The organism is Variovorax sp. WDL1 (assembly GCF_001541225.1).
In the GTDB taxonomy this organism is placed as follows: domain Bacteria; phylum Pseudomonadota; class Gammaproteobacteria; order Burkholderiales; family Burkholderiaceae_C; genus Variovorax.
Map to the genome: position 1 here is coordinate 15,381 of NZ_LMTS01000203.1, position 19,393 is coordinate 34,773.

17 protein-coding genes and 1 tRNA gene are annotated in these 19,393 nt (G+C 68.1%); 15 read left to right on the forward strand and 3 right to left on the reverse strand.

The genetic code is table 11. From position 1 onward, the window contains the following. Positions 1–12 precede the first annotated feature (12 nt). The 6 genes from APY03_RS26495 to APY03_RS26520 all read left to right on the forward strand — a co-directional run bounded on the left by APY03_RS26495 (position 13) and on the right by APY03_RS26520 (position 8,017). Positions 13–711, forward strand: a complete 699-nt coding sequence (locus APY03_RS26495; protein ID WP_068681578.1) for a TetR/AcrR family transcriptional regulator — start codon at positions 13–15, stop codon at positions 709–711. A gap of 15 nt (positions 712–726) precedes the next feature. Continuing rightward, positions 727–814, forward strand: a tRNA-Ser gene (locus APY03_RS26500). 366 nt (positions 815–1,180) lie between these two features. Continuing rightward, positions 1,181–3,451, forward strand: a complete 2,271-nt coding sequence (locus tag APY03_RS26505; RefSeq protein ID WP_068681580.1) for a DUF6351 family protein — start codon at positions 1,181–1,183, stop codon at positions 3,449–3,451. An 80-nt stretch (positions 3,452–3,531) separates the two neighbouring features. Further along, positions 3,532–4,524 carry a tripartite tricarboxylate transporter substrate-binding protein gene (locus APY03_RS26510; protein WP_068681640.1) on the forward strand — a complete coding sequence of 331 codons (993 nt, stop codon included), beginning with the start codon at positions 3,532–3,534 and terminating at the stop codon, positions 4,522–4,524. A 186-nt stretch (positions 4,525–4,710) separates the two neighbouring features. Then, positions 4,711–6,681, forward strand: coding sequence for a sensor histidine kinase (locus APY03_RS26515; protein WP_083944578.1), 1,971 nt, complete (start codon positions 4,711–4,713; stop codon positions 6,679–6,681). After that, positions 6,674–8,017 carry a sigma-54-dependent transcriptional regulator gene (locus APY03_RS26520; protein WP_068681582.1) on the forward strand — a complete coding sequence of 448 codons (1,344 nt, stop codon included), beginning with the start codon at positions 6,674–6,676 and terminating at the stop codon, positions 8,015–8,017. Before APY03_RS26515 ends, APY03_RS26520 begins: the two co-directional genes overlap by 8 nt. A gap of 28 nt (positions 8,018–8,045) precedes the next feature. On the opposite strand, the gene APY03_RS26525 is transcribed toward APY03_RS26520, so the two are convergent. Continuing rightward, positions 8,046–8,942: a LysR family transcriptional regulator gene (locus APY03_RS26525; RefSeq protein ID WP_068681584.1), complete on the reverse strand. Its 897-nt coding sequence runs from the start codon at positions 8,940–8,942 to the stop codon at positions 8,046–8,048. Between the two features lie 72 nt (positions 8,943–9,014). Between APY03_RS26525 and APY03_RS26530 the strand changes: the two genes are divergently transcribed. The 5 genes from APY03_RS26530 (at position 9,015) to APY03_RS26550 (ending at position 12,838) form a co-directional block, all read left to right on the forward strand. Further along, a complete protein-coding gene (locus tag APY03_RS26530) occupies positions 9,015–9,689 on the forward strand; it encodes an HAD family hydrolase (protein WP_068681586.1) in 675 nt (224 codons plus the stop codon). 28 nt (positions 9,690–9,717) lie between these two features. Beyond that, positions 9,718–10,704 (forward strand): tripartite tricarboxylate transporter substrate-binding protein, encoded by a 987-nt coding sequence (locus APY03_RS26535; protein ID WP_068681588.1) that lies wholly within the window; start codon positions 9,718–9,720, stop codon positions 10,702–10,704. 14 nt (positions 10,705–10,718) lie between these two features. After that, the gene (locus tag APY03_RS26540) at positions 10,719–11,864 is read left to right on the forward strand and encodes a DSD1 family PLP-dependent enzyme (RefSeq protein WP_068681590.1); all 1,146 of its coding nucleotides are present in this window, start codon (positions 10,719–10,721) and stop codon (positions 11,862–11,864) included. After that, entirely contained in the window at positions 11,854–12,270 is a 417-nt protein-coding gene (locus APY03_RS26545; protein ID WP_068681592.1) for a RidA family protein, read from the forward strand. The genes APY03_RS26540 and APY03_RS26545 overlap by 11 nt, the downstream gene beginning before the upstream one ends. Before the next feature lie 349 nt (positions 12,271–12,619). Further along, positions 12,620–12,838 carry a hypothetical protein gene (locus APY03_RS26550; protein WP_068681594.1) on the forward strand — a complete coding sequence of 73 codons (219 nt, stop codon included), beginning with the start codon at positions 12,620–12,622 and terminating at the stop codon, positions 12,836–12,838. 70 nt (positions 12,839–12,908) lie between these two features. On the opposite strand, the gene APY03_RS26555 is transcribed toward APY03_RS26550, so the two are convergent. Continuing rightward, a complete protein-coding gene (locus APY03_RS26555; protein WP_232081136.1) occupies positions 12,909–13,403 on the reverse strand; it encodes an Lrp/AsnC family transcriptional regulator in 495 nt (164 codons plus the stop codon). 64 nt (positions 13,404–13,467) lie between these two features. On the opposite strand from APY03_RS26555, the gene ilvB reads away from it, so the two are divergent. The 4 genes from ilvB (at position 13,468) to tcuB (ending at position 19,054) form a co-directional block, all read left to right on the forward strand. After that, positions 13,468–15,225, forward strand: coding sequence for a biosynthetic-type acetolactate synthase large subunit (gene ilvB, locus APY03_RS26560; protein ID WP_068681596.1), 1,758 nt, complete (start codon positions 13,468–13,470; stop codon positions 15,223–15,225). Between the two features lie 130 nt (positions 15,226–15,355). Then, positions 15,356–16,309, forward strand: a complete 954-nt coding sequence (locus APY03_RS26565) for a LysR family transcriptional regulator (RefSeq protein WP_068681598.1) — start codon at positions 15,356–15,358, stop codon at positions 16,307–16,309. 113 nt (positions 16,310–16,422) lie between these two features. After that, positions 16,423–17,862, forward strand: a complete 1,440-nt coding sequence (gene tcuA / locus APY03_RS26570; RefSeq protein WP_269747408.1) for an FAD-dependent tricarballylate dehydrogenase TcuA — start codon at positions 16,423–16,425, stop codon at positions 17,860–17,862. Continuing rightward, positions 17,846–19,054, forward strand: a complete 1,209-nt coding sequence (gene tcuB, locus APY03_RS26575; protein ID WP_068681602.1) for a tricarballylate utilization 4Fe-4S protein TcuB — start codon at positions 17,846–17,848, stop codon at positions 19,052–19,054. The genes tcuA and tcuB overlap by 17 nt, the downstream gene beginning before the upstream one ends. A 14-nt stretch (positions 19,055–19,068) precedes the next feature. Here the strand turns inward: tcuB and APY03_RS26580 are convergent, their stop codons facing one another. Then, the gene (locus APY03_RS26580; protein ID WP_068681604.1) at positions 19,069–19,341 is read right to left on the reverse strand and encodes a hypothetical protein; all 273 of its coding nucleotides are present in this window, start codon (positions 19,339–19,341) and stop codon (positions 19,069–19,071) included. Positions 19,342–19,393: the final 52 nt, after the last annotated feature.

Consider the following 19,393-nt stretch of genomic DNA (forward strand, 5'->3'; position numbering starts at 1 on the left):
ACCAGCGCTGCCATGCCGACCCGAACCTTACCGGAAGAAGAAGTCATCAAGCGTCGTTCCCGCGGACGACCCAGCCCCGAACAGGCGGCCGCGCTGCGCGAAGCCTTCCTCGGCGCTGCGCTGAAATCCTTTCTCGAGCACGGCTACGCCGCCACGAGCATCGAGGCCATCGCCCGCGATGCCGGCGTGGCCAAGATCACCATCTACCGCCAATTCGAGAACAAGGAGGCCTTGTTCCGCGAGGTCGTCCACCGCGCGGTGAGCAGCGCCCGCGAAACGATGCAGTCCACGCTCGTGCGCTCCGATGCCGATGAAAGGCAGGTGCTGCTCGACCTCGTCGAGCGCATGTATCTGGGCGCCACCGAGCCCCAGACGCTGGCCCTGCTTCGCCTGGTGATCGCCGAGGCCGTGCGCTTTCCGGAGCTCGCCAAGTCGCTCTACGCCGAGAACAGCTATGTGCTCGCCCCGGTGGTCGAGTACCTGGCGGAGGCGAACCGCAGCGGCAAGCTGCACGTGCCCGATCCCGAACTGGCCGCGGTGCAGCTCTCGACGCTGGCCTTCGGCGGGGTGCGCTTCTTCATCTCCAAGCCGCTGGCGGGCCCCGAGGAGCGCCGCGCCTGGGCCGAAGGCGTGGTGGATCTGGTGCTGCGCGGCTGGCTGCCTGCGGCCGCCGCTGCCGATCGAGACGGTCCGGGCGAAGCCAGTGGCTAAAATTGCCGGCTACCCGGAGAGTTGGGTGAGTGGTTTAAACCAGCAGTCTTGAAAACTGCCGACGGGCAACCGTCCGTGAGTTCGAATCTCACACTCTCCGCCAAGTAGCTCAAGCCATTCTGTCTAGCAAAAGCGCCTCTTTCGGGGCGTTTTTTTATTTGAGGTGAAGTGGCTCTTGCCAACACCCGGCTTGCTCAGCAACAACATGGGAGAGGGCAAGTCTGGCCTCTGTGCCATTTTCCGGACAACGCTGATTCCCGCCGGGCGATTTCCCATCCGCCCAGGCCAGGGAAAACCATGAGCGGCGTCTCCTGTCTCCTTTGAATTCAAGGACTTGCAAGCAAGGCCTCGCTTGGCATGTGCATTGCTATCGACGGCCCGCTCAGGCGCCGGGCGCCACTGCGTGGTGGCGTGGACCGGGGGCCTGAGCCCCGTACTTTGTGCAAGTCCAAGAAGGAGACAAGAGACGATGAACACGAGCGACAAGGCTTTTCGCAGCTGCCGCGTGCCCGCGCAGTTGTGTGCTCTCAGCGCAGCGCTGATGCTGGCCGCCTGCGGCGGAGGAAGCGATGGCGGCGGCAGTGGCATGAGCATGGCAGGCAACACGTCCGCCAAGCCCGACAACGCAGTGCCGGGCGAGCCGCGCAACAGCGCGCCGACGATCCGGATCGGTGTGCTGTCTTCCAAGCCGCACCTGGTATCGGGCGACGACGCCCTGGTCGAGCTGGAAAAGCTGGTGCCCCAGCCCAGCGCGGATTTCAGTGTGACCCTCAATGGCGTGGACGTGACGGATGTGTTCCAGACGCATCCGACGACCGGCCGGCTCCTGGGCAAGCTCACGGGCCTGAAGCTGGGCGACAACGACCTGGTGGCCAAGTTCCGCGGCTACCGTGCGCACCAGGTGCTCACCGCCTATCCCGTGACGGGGCCCATGATCTCGGGCCCGCACGAGCAGCCCTTTGTCTGCGGCTACGCGACTTTCACCCGCATGGGCGGACAGACACTCACCCCCACCGGCGACGACAAGTGCTCGGTGGTGACGCGGGTCGACTACTACTACCGCAACACCTCCGGCGGCAACACGCGCTTCATCCCGGAGAACATCACGGCGTACCCGGCCAACATGAGCTACCTCGCCATCGACGGCAAGACGGTGCCCTACGTGGTGCGGCTGGAAAGCGGCACCATCAACCGCGGCCTGTACCAGTCGGCGATCCTGCATGACGTGCTCAACGAGCCGCCGCCGTCGCCCACCTCGCGCCCGGCGGGTTGGACCGGTGGCCTCATTTATCCGCTCGGCGGCGGCTGCCAGGGCGGCTGGTTCCAGCAGGGCAACGACTTCGCCACGCTGATCAACCCCACCTACCAGAGCCGCGGCCTGGCGGTGACTACCTCCACGCTCAACGTCTTCGGCACCAACTGCAACGACCAGCTCTCGTCCGAGACCATCGCGATGGTCAAGGAGCGCTTCATCGAGAACTTCGGCGTGCCCGACTACACCATTGGCACCGGCGGCTCGGGCGGCTCCTACCAGAGCCACCAGACCAGCGACAACTATCCCGGCCTGTTCGATGGCGTGGTGGTGAGCCAGGTCTTCGCCGACGTCACCTCGTCGACCATCTTCAAGCTGCATGACTCGCGTGTGCTCAACAACTACTTCAACGACCCGGCCACGGCGGCGCTGAGCTACACGGTGGCGGAGAAGCAGGCTATCTCGGGCTACCTGCAGATCGGCAACATCCCGAACATGAGCAACAGCGCAGGGCGGCTGGATCCGGTGGTGTCCTTTCCCTCGGGCGTGCCGGCGGCGCAGCGCTACCACCCTGTGACCAACCCGACCGGCGCGCGCGCCACGGTGTGGGACCACACGATCAACGTCTACGGCAAGACGGCGCAGGAAGGCTTTGCGCTGCGGCCCATCGACAACGTGGGCATCCAGTACGGCTTGAAGGCGCTGAACGAGGGCAAGCTCGGCATCGAGAAGTTCCTGGACCTGAACGAACGTGTGGGCGGAGTGGACCGGGACATGAAGCGCACCGCGACGCGCACCGTGGGCGACATCGATGCGCTGCGCCGGGCCTATCAGTCGGGCCGCATCGTCAACGGCGGGGGAGGGCTCGCATCCACCGCCGTCATCGACCTGCGCGACTACAACGACCAGGCGGTGGGCGGCGACATCCATACCAAGATCCACTCCTTCTCGATGCGCGAGCGCTTGCGCCGGGCCAACGGCCACATCGACAACCATGTGATGTGGACCAAGGGCGGCAGCAGCGCCGAAGCCTTCGACCAGATGGGCAAGTGGCTGCGCACCGTCAAGGCCGACGATTCCGACCGCACCCTGGCGCAGAAGATCGCGGCCGACCGTCCGGCGGACCTGAAGGACGCATGCTGGGCCAACGGCCTGAAATACGAGGAAGAGCAGACGGCCTTCGGCAACGGCGCCTGCAACACCTTCTACCCGGCCGGCACCACGCCGCGCATGGCCGCTGGCGGTCCGCTCGTCGACGACATCGCCAAGTGCCAGCTCAAGCCGCTGAACCCGGCTGACTACGGCGTGAGCTTCACGGCCGAGCAGTGGGCGCGCCTGGGTGCGATCTTCCCCGAAGGCGTGTGCGACTGGACGAAGCCGGGCGTGGGGCAGCAGCCGCTGGCCGGCACCTGGCTGTCCTTCGGACCGTCGCCGGTGAACCTGCTGTTCGACATCACGGGCCTGATCACGCAAAGCGTGCTGCAGTGATGCACGGGCCGCCGGGTGTGCCCGGCGGCCACCTCGTAATTCCTTTTTCCAACGACTTGCCCGCCTTGCGGAGTGAAACCTTGAACGCTTCGAAAAAACTCAAATCCCTGGCGCTGATTGCCGCCGCCACCGCCTCGCTGGGCCTGCACGCCCAGAACTTCCCCGACGGCAAGCCCATCACCATCGTGGTGCCCTTTGCCGCCGGCGGCCCCACCGACCGCGTGGCGCGCGATCTGGCCGAGGCCATGCGCAAGCCCCTGGACGGCGTGAGCATCGTCATCGACAACGCCGCCGGCGCCGGCTCCACCATCGGCAACGCCAAGGTCGCGCGCGCCAAGCCCGACGGCCACACCCTGCTGGTCACCCACGTGGGCATGGCCACCACCCCGGTGCTGTACCGCAAGCTCACCTACAACTACGAGACCGACTTCGAGTACCTGGGCATGATCAACGACGTGCCCATGACCCTGATCGGCAAGCCCCAGCTGGAGGCCAACAACTTCAAGGAGCTGCGCGAGTGGATCGCCAAGAGCTCGGGCAAGGTCAACCTAGGCAACGCGGGCATCGGCTCGGCCTCGCACCTGTGCGGCCTGCTGTTCCAAAGCGAGCTCAAGGCCGAGATGACCACCGTGCCCTACAAGGGCACCGCGCCGGCCATTGCCGATCTGATCGGCGGTCAGATCGACCTCTTGTGCGACCAGACCACCAACACCACCAGCCAGATCGAGGCCAGGAAGGTCAAGCCGTACGCGGTGACGACCATGAAGCGCCTGAGCACGCCGGCGCTCAAGGACATTCCGACGCTGGACGAGTCGGGGCTGAAGAACTTCCAGGTGACCATCTGGCACGGCCTGTATGCGGCCAAGGGCACGCCGGCGCCGGTGCTCAAGAAGCTCAACGATGCGCTGAAGGTGGCACTCAAGGACCCGGACTTCATCAAGAAGCAGGAAGGCCTGGGCGCGGTGGTGGTGGCAGACAAGCGCGTGGAGCCGGCCGAGCACAAGAAGTTCGTGCAAGCTGAGGTGGCGCGCTTCGGCCCCGTCATCAAGGCCGCGGGCATCTACGCCGACTGAGGATGCTCGCCCCGGTGAGGCCAGTCCCGCACCGAGGAACTGGCTTCGCCGGGCCTCCGGTGGGGGCGCCCCCTTGGGGGGCTGCGGCTGGCAGGGTAACTCCGCCTTCGCGGCGGAGGGGTGCGTCCCTATGATCGCTCCCCGTTGTCGCCAACCCAAGCCGCGCCGCTTACCTCTCCCGTGTCAATGTTTCTTTCGGCAGGGCGCGCTGTGCTGAGGCTCTCCGAGCCGTACCGCGCCAGCCTGGTTGACGCCCTGGACGAGCTCCGCGAGCATCCGGTGCCGCGTGCGCACTGGCCGCGCTGGGCGGCCGTGGGCGTGTGGGGTTGCCTGGTCGCGGCGGCCGGCGCACTGGCCTATCTCGCGGCCGAACGCGCAGGCATCCGCTCATTGCAACAGGGCACGTTGCACCGGCTGGACATCTACGCGACCGGTCTTCGCAGCGAGCTCAGCCGCTACGAATATCTGCCGCAGGTGCTGTCACTGAGCCCCGACGTGCTGGACTTGCTTCGCTCGCCGGGTGACAACGACCTGCGGCGCGACGCCAACGTCTACCTGGAAACGGTCAACGTCCACGCGCAAGCCAGCGCGAGCTACGTGATGGACGAGGCAGGCCTGACCCTGGCCGCCAGCAACTGGAGCCAGCCGGGCAGCTTCGTGCACATGAACTTCTCGTACCGGCCCTACTTTCGCGATGCGATGGGCGGTGTTCCGGGCCGCTTCTACGGCATCGGCACCGTGAGCCGCGAGGCCGGCTACTACTTTTCCTTTCCGGTCTCGGCTGAAGGGCGGCGGCTTGGCGTGGCAACCGTCAAGGTGGGCCTGGACAAGCTGGACGCGCCGTGGGCCAACTCGGCGGACAAGGTGCTGGCCATCGACCGCAACGGGGTGGTGGTGCTGTCTTCCGTTGCGGCGTGGAAGTTCCGCACCCTGCGTCCGCTCTCCACGCAAACGCTGCAGCAGTTGGCGCAAACCCGCCAGTACACCGAGGCCGGCACGCTCACGCCGCTAGCGGTACGCGAGCACCGGCCCTGGTCAGGCGGCGCGGCGACGGTGGTGCAAATCGGCGCGGACGGCCCAGGCGGGAAATCCGCCGCTGAGCGTTTCGGCTCCGATCTCCTGCTCGACAGCCGTGCGGTGGACGGCACAGACTGGAAGCTCATCATGCTCTCCGATATGGGGCCCGTTCATGCCTTCGCGCGCACGGCTGCCGTGGTGACCATGTTCGCCCTGGTGTTCCTCATGCTGCTGGTGATGTTTTTCCAACAGCGCCGCCGTATCGCTCACCACCGCCTGGCGGCGCGCGAGGCACTGCAGCGCGCCTACGACGAGCTGGAGCACAAGGTGCAGCTGCGCACCGAGGCCTTGAGCGACGCCAACCAGCACTTGCAGACCGAAGTGGCCGAGCGCAAGCGGGCCGAGGAGATTCTCAAGACCACGCTCGAAGACCTGGTGCAGACCGGCAAGATGGCCGTGCTCGGTCAGATGTCGGCCGGCATCACGCACGAACTCAACCAGCCGCTGGCGGCACTGCGCACCCTGTCGGCCAACGCGGTGGTCTTCCTGCAGCGCGGGCAGGGCGAGCAGGTGGACCTGAACCTGCGCACCATCTGCCAGCTTACCGACCGCATGGGCCAGATCACGGCACAGCTCAAGAAGTTTGCGCGGCGCTCGGGCGTGGAGCTGCAGCCGGTGCCGCTGGCCGACGTGATCGCCGACGCGGTGTTCCTGCTGGGCCAGCGCATTCGCGAGGAGCACATCCAGCTGGAGCAGAAGATCGAGCCCGGCCTTTGTGCATTGTGCGAGGGCAATCGGCTCGAGCAGGTGCTGGTGAACCTGCTGGTCAATGCCTTCGATGCCACCGCAGCGGGCGGCCCGCCGCGGCGCGTGCGCATCGTTGCGCGGCGCACCCCCGAAGGCCTCGCACTGGAAGTGCACGACAACGGCCAAGGCATTGCGCCCGAGGTCATGCCCCGCTTGTTCGAACCATTCTTCACCACCAAGGAGCAGGGCCGGGGCCTCGGCCTGGGCCTGGCGATCTCGGCCGGCATCGTGCGCGATTTCGGCGGGATGCTGCGTTCGGACCGCAGCAAGCTGGGCGGTGCGACCTTCATCGTGACCTTGCGCAACGGCAACTGCGAGACGACCCATGACTGAACCACAAGCGCTGGAAGTACTTTTCGTGGAAGACGATGACGCCGTGCGCCTGGGCAGCACCCAGGCACTGCAGCTGGCGGGCCTGCGCGTGTCGGGCTTCGGCTCGGCCGAGAAGGTGCTGGCCCAGGTCGTGCCCGGCCTGGCGGCGGTCCTGGTCACCGACGTGCGGCTGCCGGGCATGGACGGGCTGGAGCTGCTTTCGCACGCACTCAAGATCGAGCCCACGCTGCCGGTGATCCTCATCACCGGCCACGGCGACATCTCGATGGCGGTGCACGCCATGCGCCTGGGGGCCTACGACTTCCTGGAAAAGCCTTTCTCGCCGGAGCAACTCACCGAAGTCGTGCAGCGCGCGCTGGAGAAGCGCGCACTGAGCCTGGAGGTGGAGCGCCTGCGCAGCCAGCTCGCCGGCTACGACTCCATCGAGGCCCGCCTGATCGGCCGCTCGCCTGCCATGCAGCAGTTGCGGCGCCTGGTGCGCGACTTGGCCAGCTCCGACGCTGACGTGCTGGTGCTGGGCGAGACCGGCACCGGCAAGGAGCTGGTGGCGCGCTGCCTGCACGAGGGCAGCCGGCGGCGCGCGGGCCACTTCGCCGCCATCAACTGCGGCGGCATGCCCGAGGCGCTGTTCGAAAGCGAGATGTTTGGCCACGAGGCCGGCGCCTTCACCGGCGCCGCCAAGCGGCGCATCGGCAAGATCGAGCACGCGCGCGGCGGCACGCTCTTTCTCGACGAGATCGAAACCATGCCCATGAGCCTGCAGGTGAAGATGCTGCGCACCCTGCAGGAGCGGCAGTTCGAGCGCCTGGGCTCCAACGAGCTGCGGCCCATGGACAGCCGCGTCATTGCCGCCACCAAGGTCGATTTGCTGGCGGCCGCGCGCGAGGGGAAGTTTCGCGACGACCTCTACTACCGTCTGGGCGTGGTGCTGCTGCCGATGCCGCCTTTGCGCGATCGGCGCGAGGACATCCCCTTGCTGTTCACCCATTTCGCCAACCAGGCCGCGCTGCGCCACGAGCGCGAACTGCCGCCGGTGCACGGCCGCCACCTGGCGGCGCTGGTGTCTCACGCCTGGCCCGGCAACGTGCGCGAGCTGCGCAACATCGCCGACCGCTTCGTGCTGGGTCTGTGGGACGGCGAGGCGCGCATGCACGACGTGGCGCGCGCCGAACGCAGCCTGGAGGAGCAGGTGGCGCAGTTCGAGCGCTACCTGATCAACGAGGCACTCGAGGCCTGCAACGGCAGCGCCGCCGCCGCGGCGGAGCGGCTGAGCCTGCCGCGCAAGACCCTGTACGACAAGATTCGGCGGTTGGGCTCGATGAAGGCCGTCGCGTAGCGGATACCGCGACGCGCGGGCGAACGCGTCAAGACCGGCCGGCTTCCAGCAGGAAGCTGACCAGCGCCTGCACCCGCGCGCTGCGCCCCTTGCGCGTGGGGACGAGCACCACCACGGGGGCGGCGCCAAATTCCCAATCTGCCATCACCCGTTCGAGGCGCCCGGCGGCCAGCGCCTCTGCCGCGTCCCATTGGGAGCGCAGCACGATGCCCAAGCCATCCTCGGCCCACTGGCGTGCCACGCTGCCGTCGTTGGTGATGAACGCCGGGTTGATGCGCAGCGTCTCGTTCCTGCGGGCGCTGCTGCCCGCAGGCCGCATGTGCCACAGCGTCACGTCCTCGTCGTTCTCGCGGATGCAGATGCAGGCGTGGTAGGCCAGGTCCGCCGGGTTGCGGGGCGTGCCGTGCTCACGCAGGTAGCCGGGGCTTGCGCAGAGCCACCGCTCGTTGGAAGCGAGCGTATGGCCCACCCACGACGAATCGCGCACCGAGCCCACATGCACCACGGCGTCGGAATCATGCTTGTCGGGCCATGGGGTTTCGCGCAGGTCGAACTGCAGCCGCAGGGCCGGATGCAGGCGAGAGAAACGAGACAGCAACGGCGCGACGTGCGTGCGGCCATAGCCGAAGGATGCGGCGACCCGCAGCGTTCCGGTCAGGCGCCGGTCGTCGCGCTGCAGGGATTCGCGAAGGCCGTCGAACTTCAGCAGAAGCTCATGGGCCTCCCGTCCGAATCGTTCGCCTTCCGAAGTCAGGTGCAACTTGCGCGAAGTGCGGTTGGCCAGCACCAGGCCCAGCGAGGCCTCGAGTTTGCGCAATCGCATCGACAGGGCGGGCGGTGTGACGCCGAGCGAGCGCGCAGCAGCGCTGAGCGAGCTCTCGCGCAACAGCGCAGCAGCCAGGCGAAGGTCTTCGATCTGCATCATTCAGCAGAGCTTAACTATTGATGATTCAAGAGTGAAGCATCAACACGCCTTGGCACGCCTAAAGTCATCGCCATGCAAAACACCTCGACTCCCATTGCCACAGCCGGGCGGTATCCCCGGGCCGTGCTGTTCGACCTGCTCACTGCGCTGCTCGACTCGTGGACCGTCTGGAACGCTGCCGGGGGCTCCGAACAGATGGGCCGTGCCTGGCGCGCCGAATACCTGCGGCTCACTTATGGCTGCGGCGCTTACGTGCCCTACGAAGATCTGGTGCGTCAGGCTGCCGCCACTGTCGGGTTGCCCGCCAGCGCGCCGCAGTCGCTGGACGACCATTGGGACGAGCTGCCCGCCTGGAGCGGCGCTATCGAACTGCTGCACGCGCTCAAGGCCCACTGCAAGCTGGCCGTGGTGACCAACTGCTCACGACGCCTTGGCCAACGCGCCGCTGAACGCCTCGGAATCGGCTGGGATGTGGTCGTGACCTCCGAGGAGGCGGGTTTCTACAAGCCCGATCCGAGGCCCTACCGGCTCGCCTTGGAGCGATTGGACGTGCAGCCGCGCGAGGCGGCATTCGTTGCCGGTTCGGGCTACGACATGTTCGGCACAGCCAGCGTCGGCCTGCGCACCTACTGGCACAACCGCGTCGGGCTGGCCCGGCCCGAAGGCGCGCCCTTGGCAGAGGTCGAATCGCCCACGCTCGATGGCGTGCTGCCATGGCTGCGCGGCTTCCAAGCGGCCGCCTCCTGAATCAACCCCACCAACCCAGGACCTTGCCATGATCCGCTTCCTTCGCCTGGCCCCCAGCCTTGCCGCCCTCTGTGCCAGCCTGTCTGCCGCGCCCGGCGCCATCGCCCAGGCATTCCCGGCCCGCCCGGTCACCCTGATCGTTCCTTTCCCGGCCGGCGGCCCCAGCGACGCGCTGGCCCGCGCCGTCGCGCAGAAGATGGCCGGCCCCCTGGGCCAGCCCATCGTCATCGAGAACCTCGGCGGCGCCAATGGCGTGATCGGCTTGACCAAGGCCACCAAGGCCGCGCCCGATGGCTACACCATTTCGTTCGGTGGCATCGGCACGCACGTCGCCAATGTCGCCCTCTACAAGAAGCTGGCCTATGACCCCGTCGCCGATTTCGCCCCCATCGGTCCCGCAGGCGCAGCGCCGATGCTGCTGCTGGCCCGCGCCGACCTGCCGGCCAGCAACCTGCGTGAGTTCGGGGCCTGGCTGGCGAAGAACAGGGACAAGGCGTCCTACGGCAGCGCCGGGGTCGGGTCCATCTCGCACTACGGCTGCGTGCTGTTGCTGTCTTCGATCGCCCAGAACGTCACGCACGTGCCCTACAAGGGCGTTGCGCCGGCGGTCAACGACCTGATGGGCGGACAGACCGATTTCATGTGCGACCAGACCACCACCGCGCTGCCACAGATCGCTGGCGGGCGTATCAAGGCCATCGCGGTTCTGTCGCGCTCGCGCCTGACGCAGCTGCCTGGTGTCGGCACCGCGACGGAAGCCGGTCATCCCCTGGATGTGCGTTCCTGGAACGCCTTCTTCGCCCCGCGGGCCACGCCGCAGCCCGTGCTCGCGAAGTTGACCAGCGCGCTGCAGCAGGCGGTCGCCGACCCGGCCCTGCGCAGGCAGATGGAGGGCTTGGGGGTCGAGCTGCCTGCGCCTGCCGATACAACGCCCGCGGCCGTCGCCGAACTCATCGCGCGCGGCATCCGCGACGATGTGCCGGCCCTGAAGGCCAAGGGGGACTACCTGGACTGACGCGAGTACGCAATATGCAGAACAACCCAAGAACTCTCGCCGACATCGACACTCCGGCGGCCATCGTGTCGCTGCAGCGCATGCAGCAGAACATCGCTCGCATGCAGCAGCGGGCCAATGCGCTGGGCGTGCGCTTTCGCCCCCATGTGAAGACCAGCAAATGCGCCCCTGTGGTCGCTGCCCAGCTCGACGCCGGCGCGACGGGCATCACCGTGTCGACGCTGAAAGAAGCCGATCAGTTCTTTGGCCAGGGCGTGACCGACATCCTCTATGCCGTCGGCATGGCGCCGCACCGGCTTGCGCATGCGCTGGAGCTGCGCCAGCGCGGCTGCGCGCTGCAGATCCTGACCGACAGCGTCGAGGGCGCGCGGGCCATCGCCGAATACGGCCGCGAGCACGGCCATGTCTTCGAGGTCCTCATCGAGATCGACTCCGACGGCCACCGCTCCGGCATCGAGCCGGCCGACGACATCCTGCTGGAGGTAGGCCGCGTGCTGCACGAGGGCGGCATGCGCCTGGCCGGCGTCCTGACGCATGCGGGCTCCAGCTACGAACTGCACACCCCCCAGGCCCTTGCCGCCCTTGCGGAGCAGGAACGCGCCGGCTGCGTGCTGGCCGCCGAACGCCTGCGCGCAGCGGGCCTGCCGTGCCCCATCGTGTCGGTAGGCTCCACGCCCACCGCGCTGGAAGCCGCGTCCCTGGAGGGCGTCACCGAACTCCGGGCCGGGGTCTATGTGTTCTTCGACCTGGTGATGCGCAACGTCGGCGTCTGCAGCACCGAAGACATCGCGCTGAGCGTGCTCACCACCGTCATCGGGCACCAGGCCGGCAAGGGCTGGGCCATCGTCGATGCCGGCTGGATGGCCATGAGCCGCGACCGGGGCACGGCCAGGCAGCAGCTCGACTGCGGCTATGGCCAGGTGTGCACCATGGACGGGGTGCCGTTGGAGGGATACCTGCTGTCGGCAGCCAACCAGGAGCACGGCATCCTGTCGCGAGAGGGCCCGCCGGACAAGGACATCGTGGCGCGCTTCCCGACCGGTACCCGGCTGCGGATACTGCCCAATCATGCCTGCGCCACCGGCGCGCAGTTTCCTGCCTACGAGGCGCTGGCCGCGGACGGCACCGTGCAGACCTGGGAGCGCTTCCATGGCTGGTGAGAACGGGGCCCAACCGGAGCGCACGTCCGGACTCGTGCATGTCGCGGTGCCCGCGCTGGCCAAGCCGGGCGGCCACTACAGCCATGCTGCCTTGGGTGGTGGCATGGTGTTCATCGCCGGGCAGTTGCCAATCACGCCGGGTGGCGAGCGCCTGATCGACGCGGATTTCGATGAGCAGGTGGTCCAGACGCTGGCCAACGTGCAGGCTGCCTTGCTGGCGGCAGGTTCGGGCATCGACAAGCTGCTGCAAGTGCGGGTCTATCTCGACGACATCGCGAACTGGCGGGCGTTCGACCTGCTTTATGAGCGCTGGGCCGGTCGATCCCGTCCGGCGAGGGCCATCGTGCCGACCGGCCCGCTGCACTTCGGATTCAAGGTCGAGATGGAGGCCACGGCCCTGGCGTGATCTCCGCCGGCCAGCCGTCCGAATGCAGCCCAGCGCGGCCGATCTGCAGTCAACCGGGAACCTTGGGCGGGGCCGAGAACCCAACGCTTCATCGCTTCTCCAAGGTCGACCACCGACCTTCTTGCCCTGGTTGGCAACAGCCAGGGCTTTTTCGTTACAGAGGCCCGTCCGTGCCGCGGCAGCGCCTAAAGAGACTGCCGGCAGCAGGCCTATTGGCTGGCGCGCCGGTCGGGGGCATGCACATAATGCGCCGCGGCCGTGCCGGGGCCGCTCCTTTACGCGATGAAAAGCCTGCGGCGCCACGACGCAGAGCCAGGGTTTCCGTTTCTCCGGCGCAAGGACGACCACGATGAGTTCATTGCAGAAGTTGCTGCCGGCCTGCGAGCCGGCGCGCAGCGAAGCCTTGGCCTTGCTCGCCAAGGCACATCACCTCCCGCGGCACCTGGTCAAGGGCATTGCGAGGCGCGGCCTGGCCGCGGTCGGCGTGCCGCAGCACCAGCAGCAAACGCAGCAGCAGGAACCCGCGCAGGGCCCGCAGTCGCCGGAAGCGCCGCTCCAGCCCAGTTGATCCGCGCATTTCTCATGGCGCACCGGGCCGCATTCTCCGAATGCGGTTCGGCGCCAGCGTGCGCCGGCCCTCAGATCAGCGGCGCGCTGGCTTCCTTGAGCACGCGCAGCACGAAGTGCGACTGGCTGTGCCGGATGCCGGGGATCTTGTAGAGCCTCTCGCGCAGCAGCCGCTCGTAGTCGCGCGTGTCACGCACCGCGATGCGGATGTAGTAGTCGTAGTCGCCCGACACCAGGTAGGCCTCCTGGATCTCCGGGATGCTGGCCAGCGCACGGCCGAACTCGTACAGCGTCTCGTCGCTGTGGCTCTCCAGCGTCAGCTGCACGATCACGGAGTCCTGGTAGCCCAGCTTCGCCGCATCGACATCCACCGTGTAGCGCTTGATCACGCCGCTGGCCTCCAGCTTCTTGATGCGGCTCCAGCAGCTGGTGGCCGCCAGGCCCACCTCCGCCCCGATCTCCTGCAGCGTCTTGCGCGAGTCGTGCAGCAGCACGCGCAGGATCGCCAGGTCGATCCTGTCGAAAGATTCTTCGTTGCTTCCGGCCTTTTTGCGATTGATGTTCAAGAAATAAGTCTGATGCTTCCAATAAACGAAGCACATTCTGCAGCAAAGGCAGAAGAATCGACGCATGCAAACCCTTGCCCCCACGCCGGCTCTTCTTTCGCTGCGCAACGGCGCCCAGGCTGTGCTCCAGACGCTGGTCGAGTGCGGTGTCGACACGATCTTCGGCTATCCCGGCGGCGCGGCGCTGCCCCTCTACGACGCACTCTTCGGCGAGCCGCGGCTGCGCCATGTGCTGGTGCGGCACGAGCAGGCCGCCGTGCATGCGGCGCAGGGCTACGCGCGCAGCACCGGCCGGGTCGGCGTGGTGCTCGTCACCTCCGGGCCCGGCGTCGGCAACACCATCACGGGACTGCTCGACGCGATCAGCGATTCGGTGCCGATCCTGTGCATCAGCGGCCAGGTCGCGACCGCGGTGATCGGCACCGATGCCTTCCAGGAAAGCGACGCGCTGGGCATGTCGCGGCCGGTGACCAAATGGAACCACCAATTGCGCACGGCGGACGAGATTCCGTCCCGCGTGCGCCTCGCGCTGGAAATCGCCGCCGGTGGCCGGCCGGGGCCGGTGCTGCTCGACGTGCCCAAGGATGTGCAGCAGGCGCTGCGCGGCCATGAGGCCGTCGAGACCGCGACGGCGCGCCGGTACCGCAGCGGCGCCGATGCCCGGCTGCCGCGAGCCAGCCTGGCGCGCGCGGCCGACCTGCTGTCCACCGCGCGCCGGCCGGTGCTCTACGGCGGCGGCGGGCTGGTCAACGCCGGGCCGGCCGCCTGCGAGGCTTTCACGACGCTGGCGCGCCGCCTCGATGCGCCCTGCACACTGACACTGATGGGCCTGGGCGCCTTTCCGGCCTCCGACACGCGCTTCCTCGGCATGCTCGGGATGCACGGCACGCTGCAGGCCAACCTGGCCATGCACGAAGCCGACCTGGTGCTCTGCGTCGGCGCCCGCTTCGACGATCGCGTGACCGGCAAGCTGGCCGAGTTCTGCCCGCAGGCGCGCAAGGTCCACATCGACATCGATCCCGCGAGCATCGACAAGGTGGTCAAGGTCGACGTGCCGATGGTCGGCGACTGCGGCGCGGTGCTGGACGCGCTGCTCGCCATGCCCGCGCTCGACGGGTTGGGGCCCGAGCGCCTCGCGCCCTGGTGGCGGCGCATCGAGGGCTGGCGCGCACGTCGCTGCCTGGATTTCGCGCCGCGCACAGACACCATCCTGCCGCAGCAGTTGATGGTCTCGCTCCAGCAGGCACTCTCGGGCCGCGATGCCATCGTCTCCACCGATGTGGGCCAGCACCAGATGTGGGCCGCGCAATACCTGCGCTTCGAGCGCCCCCGCCGCTGGCTGACCTCGGGCGGCGCCGGCACCATGGGCTACGGCTTGCCGGCCGCGATCGGCGCGCAGATCGCGCACCCCGAGGCGCTCACGGTCTGCGTGAGCGGAGACGCCTCGGTGCTGATGAATATCCAGGAGCTCTCCACCGCCGTGCAGCATCGTGCGCCGGTCAAGGTGGTGCTCTGCAACAACGGCTATATGGGCATGGTGCGCCAGTGGCAGGAGCTCAACCATGGCAACCGCCTGAGCCATAGCTGGAACGAGGCGCTGCCCGACTTCGTCGCACTGGCCCGGGCCTTCGGCTGGGGGGCGCGGCGTGTGGCCGATCCGGCCGAACTGCACGATGCGCTGGCCGAATGCCTGGCCTGTCCCGGGCCCTTCTTCCTCGACGTGCAGGTGGCGGCGCAGGAGAACTGCTTCCCGATGATTCCCGCGGGGCAGGGCCACCACCGCGTGATGCTGGCCAGGGACACCTGGTACGAAGAGGCGTGAAGGCGGCTCGCACCGCCCGCCCTCAGCGCCCAAGCACCGAGCAAGCGATCGGTCCGCGGCTTTCTAGGCGGCCGCCATTGCCGGGATGCTCGTGCGAGTATCGCCACCCGGCTTCTTCAATCGGCTTCCCATGGAATTGCGTCAGCTTCGCTACTTCGTTCGCACGGTCGAACTCGGCAGCATCGGCCGCGCTGCGCTCGACCTCGATCTCGTGCAGTCGGCGCTCAGCCAGCAGATCAGCCGGCTCGAGAGCGAGCTGGCGACGCGCCTGCTGCAGCGCACCGCCAAGGGGGCTGTGCCCACCGAAGCCGGCCTGGCCTTCTTCCGCGAGGCGCAGCTCACGCTCCGGCACGCGGACCAGGCCGCGCGCGTCGCGCGGCATGCGAGGCTCACTGGCACCGTCAGCGTCGGGCTCGCCCCTACCACTGCCGCAGTGCTTGCGATGCCCTTCATGCGCGCGATGCGTGAGCGCTATCCCGACGTGCGGCTGCACATCGTCGAAAGCCTCTCGGGGCACCTGACGTCGATGCTCAATGCGCGGCAGCTCGATCTCGCGGTGCTCTTCAACACCCAGGCCGCGAGCCGCTGGAGCGTGATGCCGCTCCTGGAGGAAAGGCTGCTGCTGATCCGTGCCAGGCGCCACATGGCGCCCAGGGCCGCGGCGAGCAAGCGCAGCATCTCCACCGCGCAGCTGGCCAGGCTGCCGCTGATCCTGCCCACCGGCACGCATGGACTGCGCAGCGTCATCGATGCCGTCTTCCTGCGCGAGGGACTGACGCCGAAGCTGGTGGCCGAGATCGACTCGCTGGCGGTGCTCATGGACACCGTCGATGCCGGCTTCGGGGCAACGGTGCAGCCCGGCGCGGCGCTCGGGCGATGGGCCGACGCCGCGGAGCGCTTCCATGTGGCGCCCCTCGCGGACCGCGAAGCGCGGCGGCGCAACGCCGTGTGCAGCCTCTCGGACGACGAGCTCTCGCCGGCCGCGATCGCGGTGCGCATCGTGCTGACCGACACCGCGCAGGGTCTGGTGCGTGGAGGAAGCTGGCCCGGCGCCGCGCTCGCGGTCGCCCCTGGTCTGCGGTAGTCCCGGCTGCAGCCCCATCACGATTCGTGAAGGGGCCATGCCGCGTGCCCCCTGGGCAGGACGCACCGGCCGGCATAGAGTTGCCGCTTTCCTCGATGAAACAAGAGAACGCGGTGCACGAAGCCCTGGATGTCCTGGTGATTGGCGGCGGCAATGCCGCGCTCTGCGCGGCCCTGATGGCGCGCGAGGCCGGCGCCTCGGTGCTGCTGCTGGAGGCTTCGCCCAAGGCCTGGCGGGGCGGCAATTCGCAGCATGTGCGCAACCTGCGCTGCATGCACGACGCGCCGCAGGACGTGCTGGTCGACGCCTATCCCGAAGAAGAGTACTGGCAGGACCTGCTGAAGGTGACCGGCGGGCGCACCAACGAGAAGCTGGCGCGGCTGGCGATCCGCGCCTCTTCCGATTGCCGAGACTGGATGCGCAGCCACGGCGTGCATTTCCAGCCGCCGCTGTCGGGCGCGCTCCACGTGGCGCGCACCAACGCCTTCTTCATGGGCGGCGGCAAGGCGCTGGTCAACGCCTACTACCGCAGCGCGCAACGGTTGGGCGTGGCGATCCGCTACGAGACGCCGGTGGTCTCCATCGAACTCGACGGTGAGCGCTTCGTCGCCGCCCGCACTGCATCCGGCGAGCGCATCGAGGCAAAGAGCTGCGTGCTGGCCGCCGGCGGCTTCGAGTCGAACCGCGAATGGCTGCGCGAAGCCTGGGGCCGGAACGAGCGTGGCGAATGGCCGGCCGACAACTTCCTGATCCGCGGCACGCGCTTCAACACAGGCGTGCTCCTCAAGCACATGATCGATGCCGGCGCCGACACCATCGGCGATCCGTCCCAGTCGCACTGCGTGGCCATCGATGCGCGCGCGCCGCTCTACGACGGCGGCATCTGCACCCGCATCGACTGCGTGTCGCTGGGGGTGGTGGTCAACCGCGAGGCGCAGCGCTTCTACGACGAAGGCGAGGACTTCTGGCCCAAGCGCTACGCGATCTGGGGCCGCCTGGTCGCGAAGCAGCCGGGACAGATCGCGTGGTCGGTGATCGACCGCAAGGCGGTGGGGCGCTTCATGCCGCCGGTGTTTCCCGGCACCGAGGCCGGCACGCTGGAAGAACTCGCGCGCAAGATCGGGCTGGACGAGGCGGCCTTCCTGCAGACCATTGGCGGCTACAACGCGGCCTGCCGCGTCGGCATGTTTGACCATACCGTCCTGGACGACTGCCACACCGAAGGCCTGGCCCCGGCCAAGACGCACTGGGCGCGGCCGCTGGACACCGCGCCCTTCTACGCCTACCCGTTGCGCCCGGGCATCACCTTTACCTACCTCGGCCTCGAGGTCGACGAGACGGCGGCGGTGCGTTTCGGCGGCCGGGCGAGCCCGAATCTCTTCGTGGCCGGCGAGATGATGGCCGGCAACGTGCTGGGCCAGGGCTACACGGCGGGCGTGGGCATGAGCATCGGCACGGCCTTCGGCCGCATCGCCGGCACCCAGGCCGCGCGCGCCGCATCGAACGACAGGTACAGGACATCGAGGGAGACCGCCGTTGCAGCCGCTTACTGAACTCGTCGCGCGCGCCAGGTCGGACGCAGATGGCGTGGGCGCCGCCGATCCGCGCGTCATTCCGATCCGGCCCGCGTTGCCGCTCGCCGCCACCGAGCAAGAGGTGGCCCGCATCCTGCAGATCTGCAACGCGTGCCGGTATTGCGAGGGCTTCTGCGCGGTGTTCCCCGCAATGACGCGCCGGCTGGAGTTCGGCAAGGCCGACACGCACTACCTGGCCAACCTGTGCCACAACTGCGGCGCCTGCCTGCATGCCTGCCAGTACGCGCCGCCGCACGAGTTCGCGGTCAACGTGCCGCGGGCGATGGCCCAGGTGCGGATGCAGACCTACCAGGACTACGCGTGGCCACCGGCGCTGGGTGCGCTCTACGGCCGCGCGGGGCTGACCGTTGCGCTGGCGCTTGCCGGCGGCCTCGCGCTGTTCCTGGTGCTGGCGGTGGCGATGTCGGGCTCGCTTCTGCACGAGCCGTTGGCCGGTGACTTTTACGCGATCTTCCCGCACAACTTCCTGGCGGGCGTGTTCGGCGCGGTGTTCCTCTTCGCAGTGTTCGCGCTCGGCATGGGCCTGCGGCGCTTCTGGCGCGAGGTCTCGCCGGCGCGCGAGGGCCGGAGCACGGGCGGCGCGTCCGCCGAGGCGGCGCGCGATGTGCTGCGCCTCAAGTACCTCGACGGCGGCCATGGCGAGGGCTGCAACAACGAGGACGACCGCTTCACACTGTGGCGCCGGCGCTTCCATCACTTCACCTTCTACGGCTTCATGCTGTGCTTTGCTTCCACCTGCGTGGCGACGCTCTACCACTACCTGCTCGGGCTCCCGGCGCCCTATGCGCTCGCGAGCCTTCCGGTGCTGCTGGGCACGGCCGGCGGCATCGGCCTGGTGATCGGGCCGCTCGGGCTGCTGTGGATGAGCCTCCGGCGCGACCCGGCCCACGGCGACCAGGCGCAGCGGCCGATGGACCGCGGCTTCATCGCGTTGCTGCTGTTGACCAGCCTCACGGGACTGGCGCTGCTGGCCTGGCGCGACACGGGCTTCATGGCGCTGCTGCTGGCGGTGCACCTCGGGGTGGTGATGGCGTTGTTCCTGACGCTGCCCTACGGCAAGTTCGCGCACGGCATCTTCCGCTCGGCAGCGCTGCTCAAGTTCGCGATCGAGAAGAGGCTGCCCAACCGGTTGCAACTGGGCACCGACTGAGCGGCGTCATCGCATCAGCTCGCACCGCCTGCCTGGAAATCGGTGCTTCGCAGGCGGATCTCGACGCGCGGATTCTCGCGGTAGCGGGCAGTCGCCAGGGCGTCGATGGAATCGGCGTTCCGGTCGTACGTCCGCACCAGCTCCAGTTCACCGTCGGCGGCCTGGAAGCGCGCGTGCAGCGCCTCTTCGTCGATCCGGGCAATGATGCGGGCCCCGTCGTACCCGTCGGGGTAGATGGCGAACTGGACGCTGCCGGCTGCGGGAAGGAAGATTGCTTCGGAGGCCATAGGAACTTTGGTATTCGTTCTGGCAGTATCGGATCTTGGGCTCCAGCAAAAA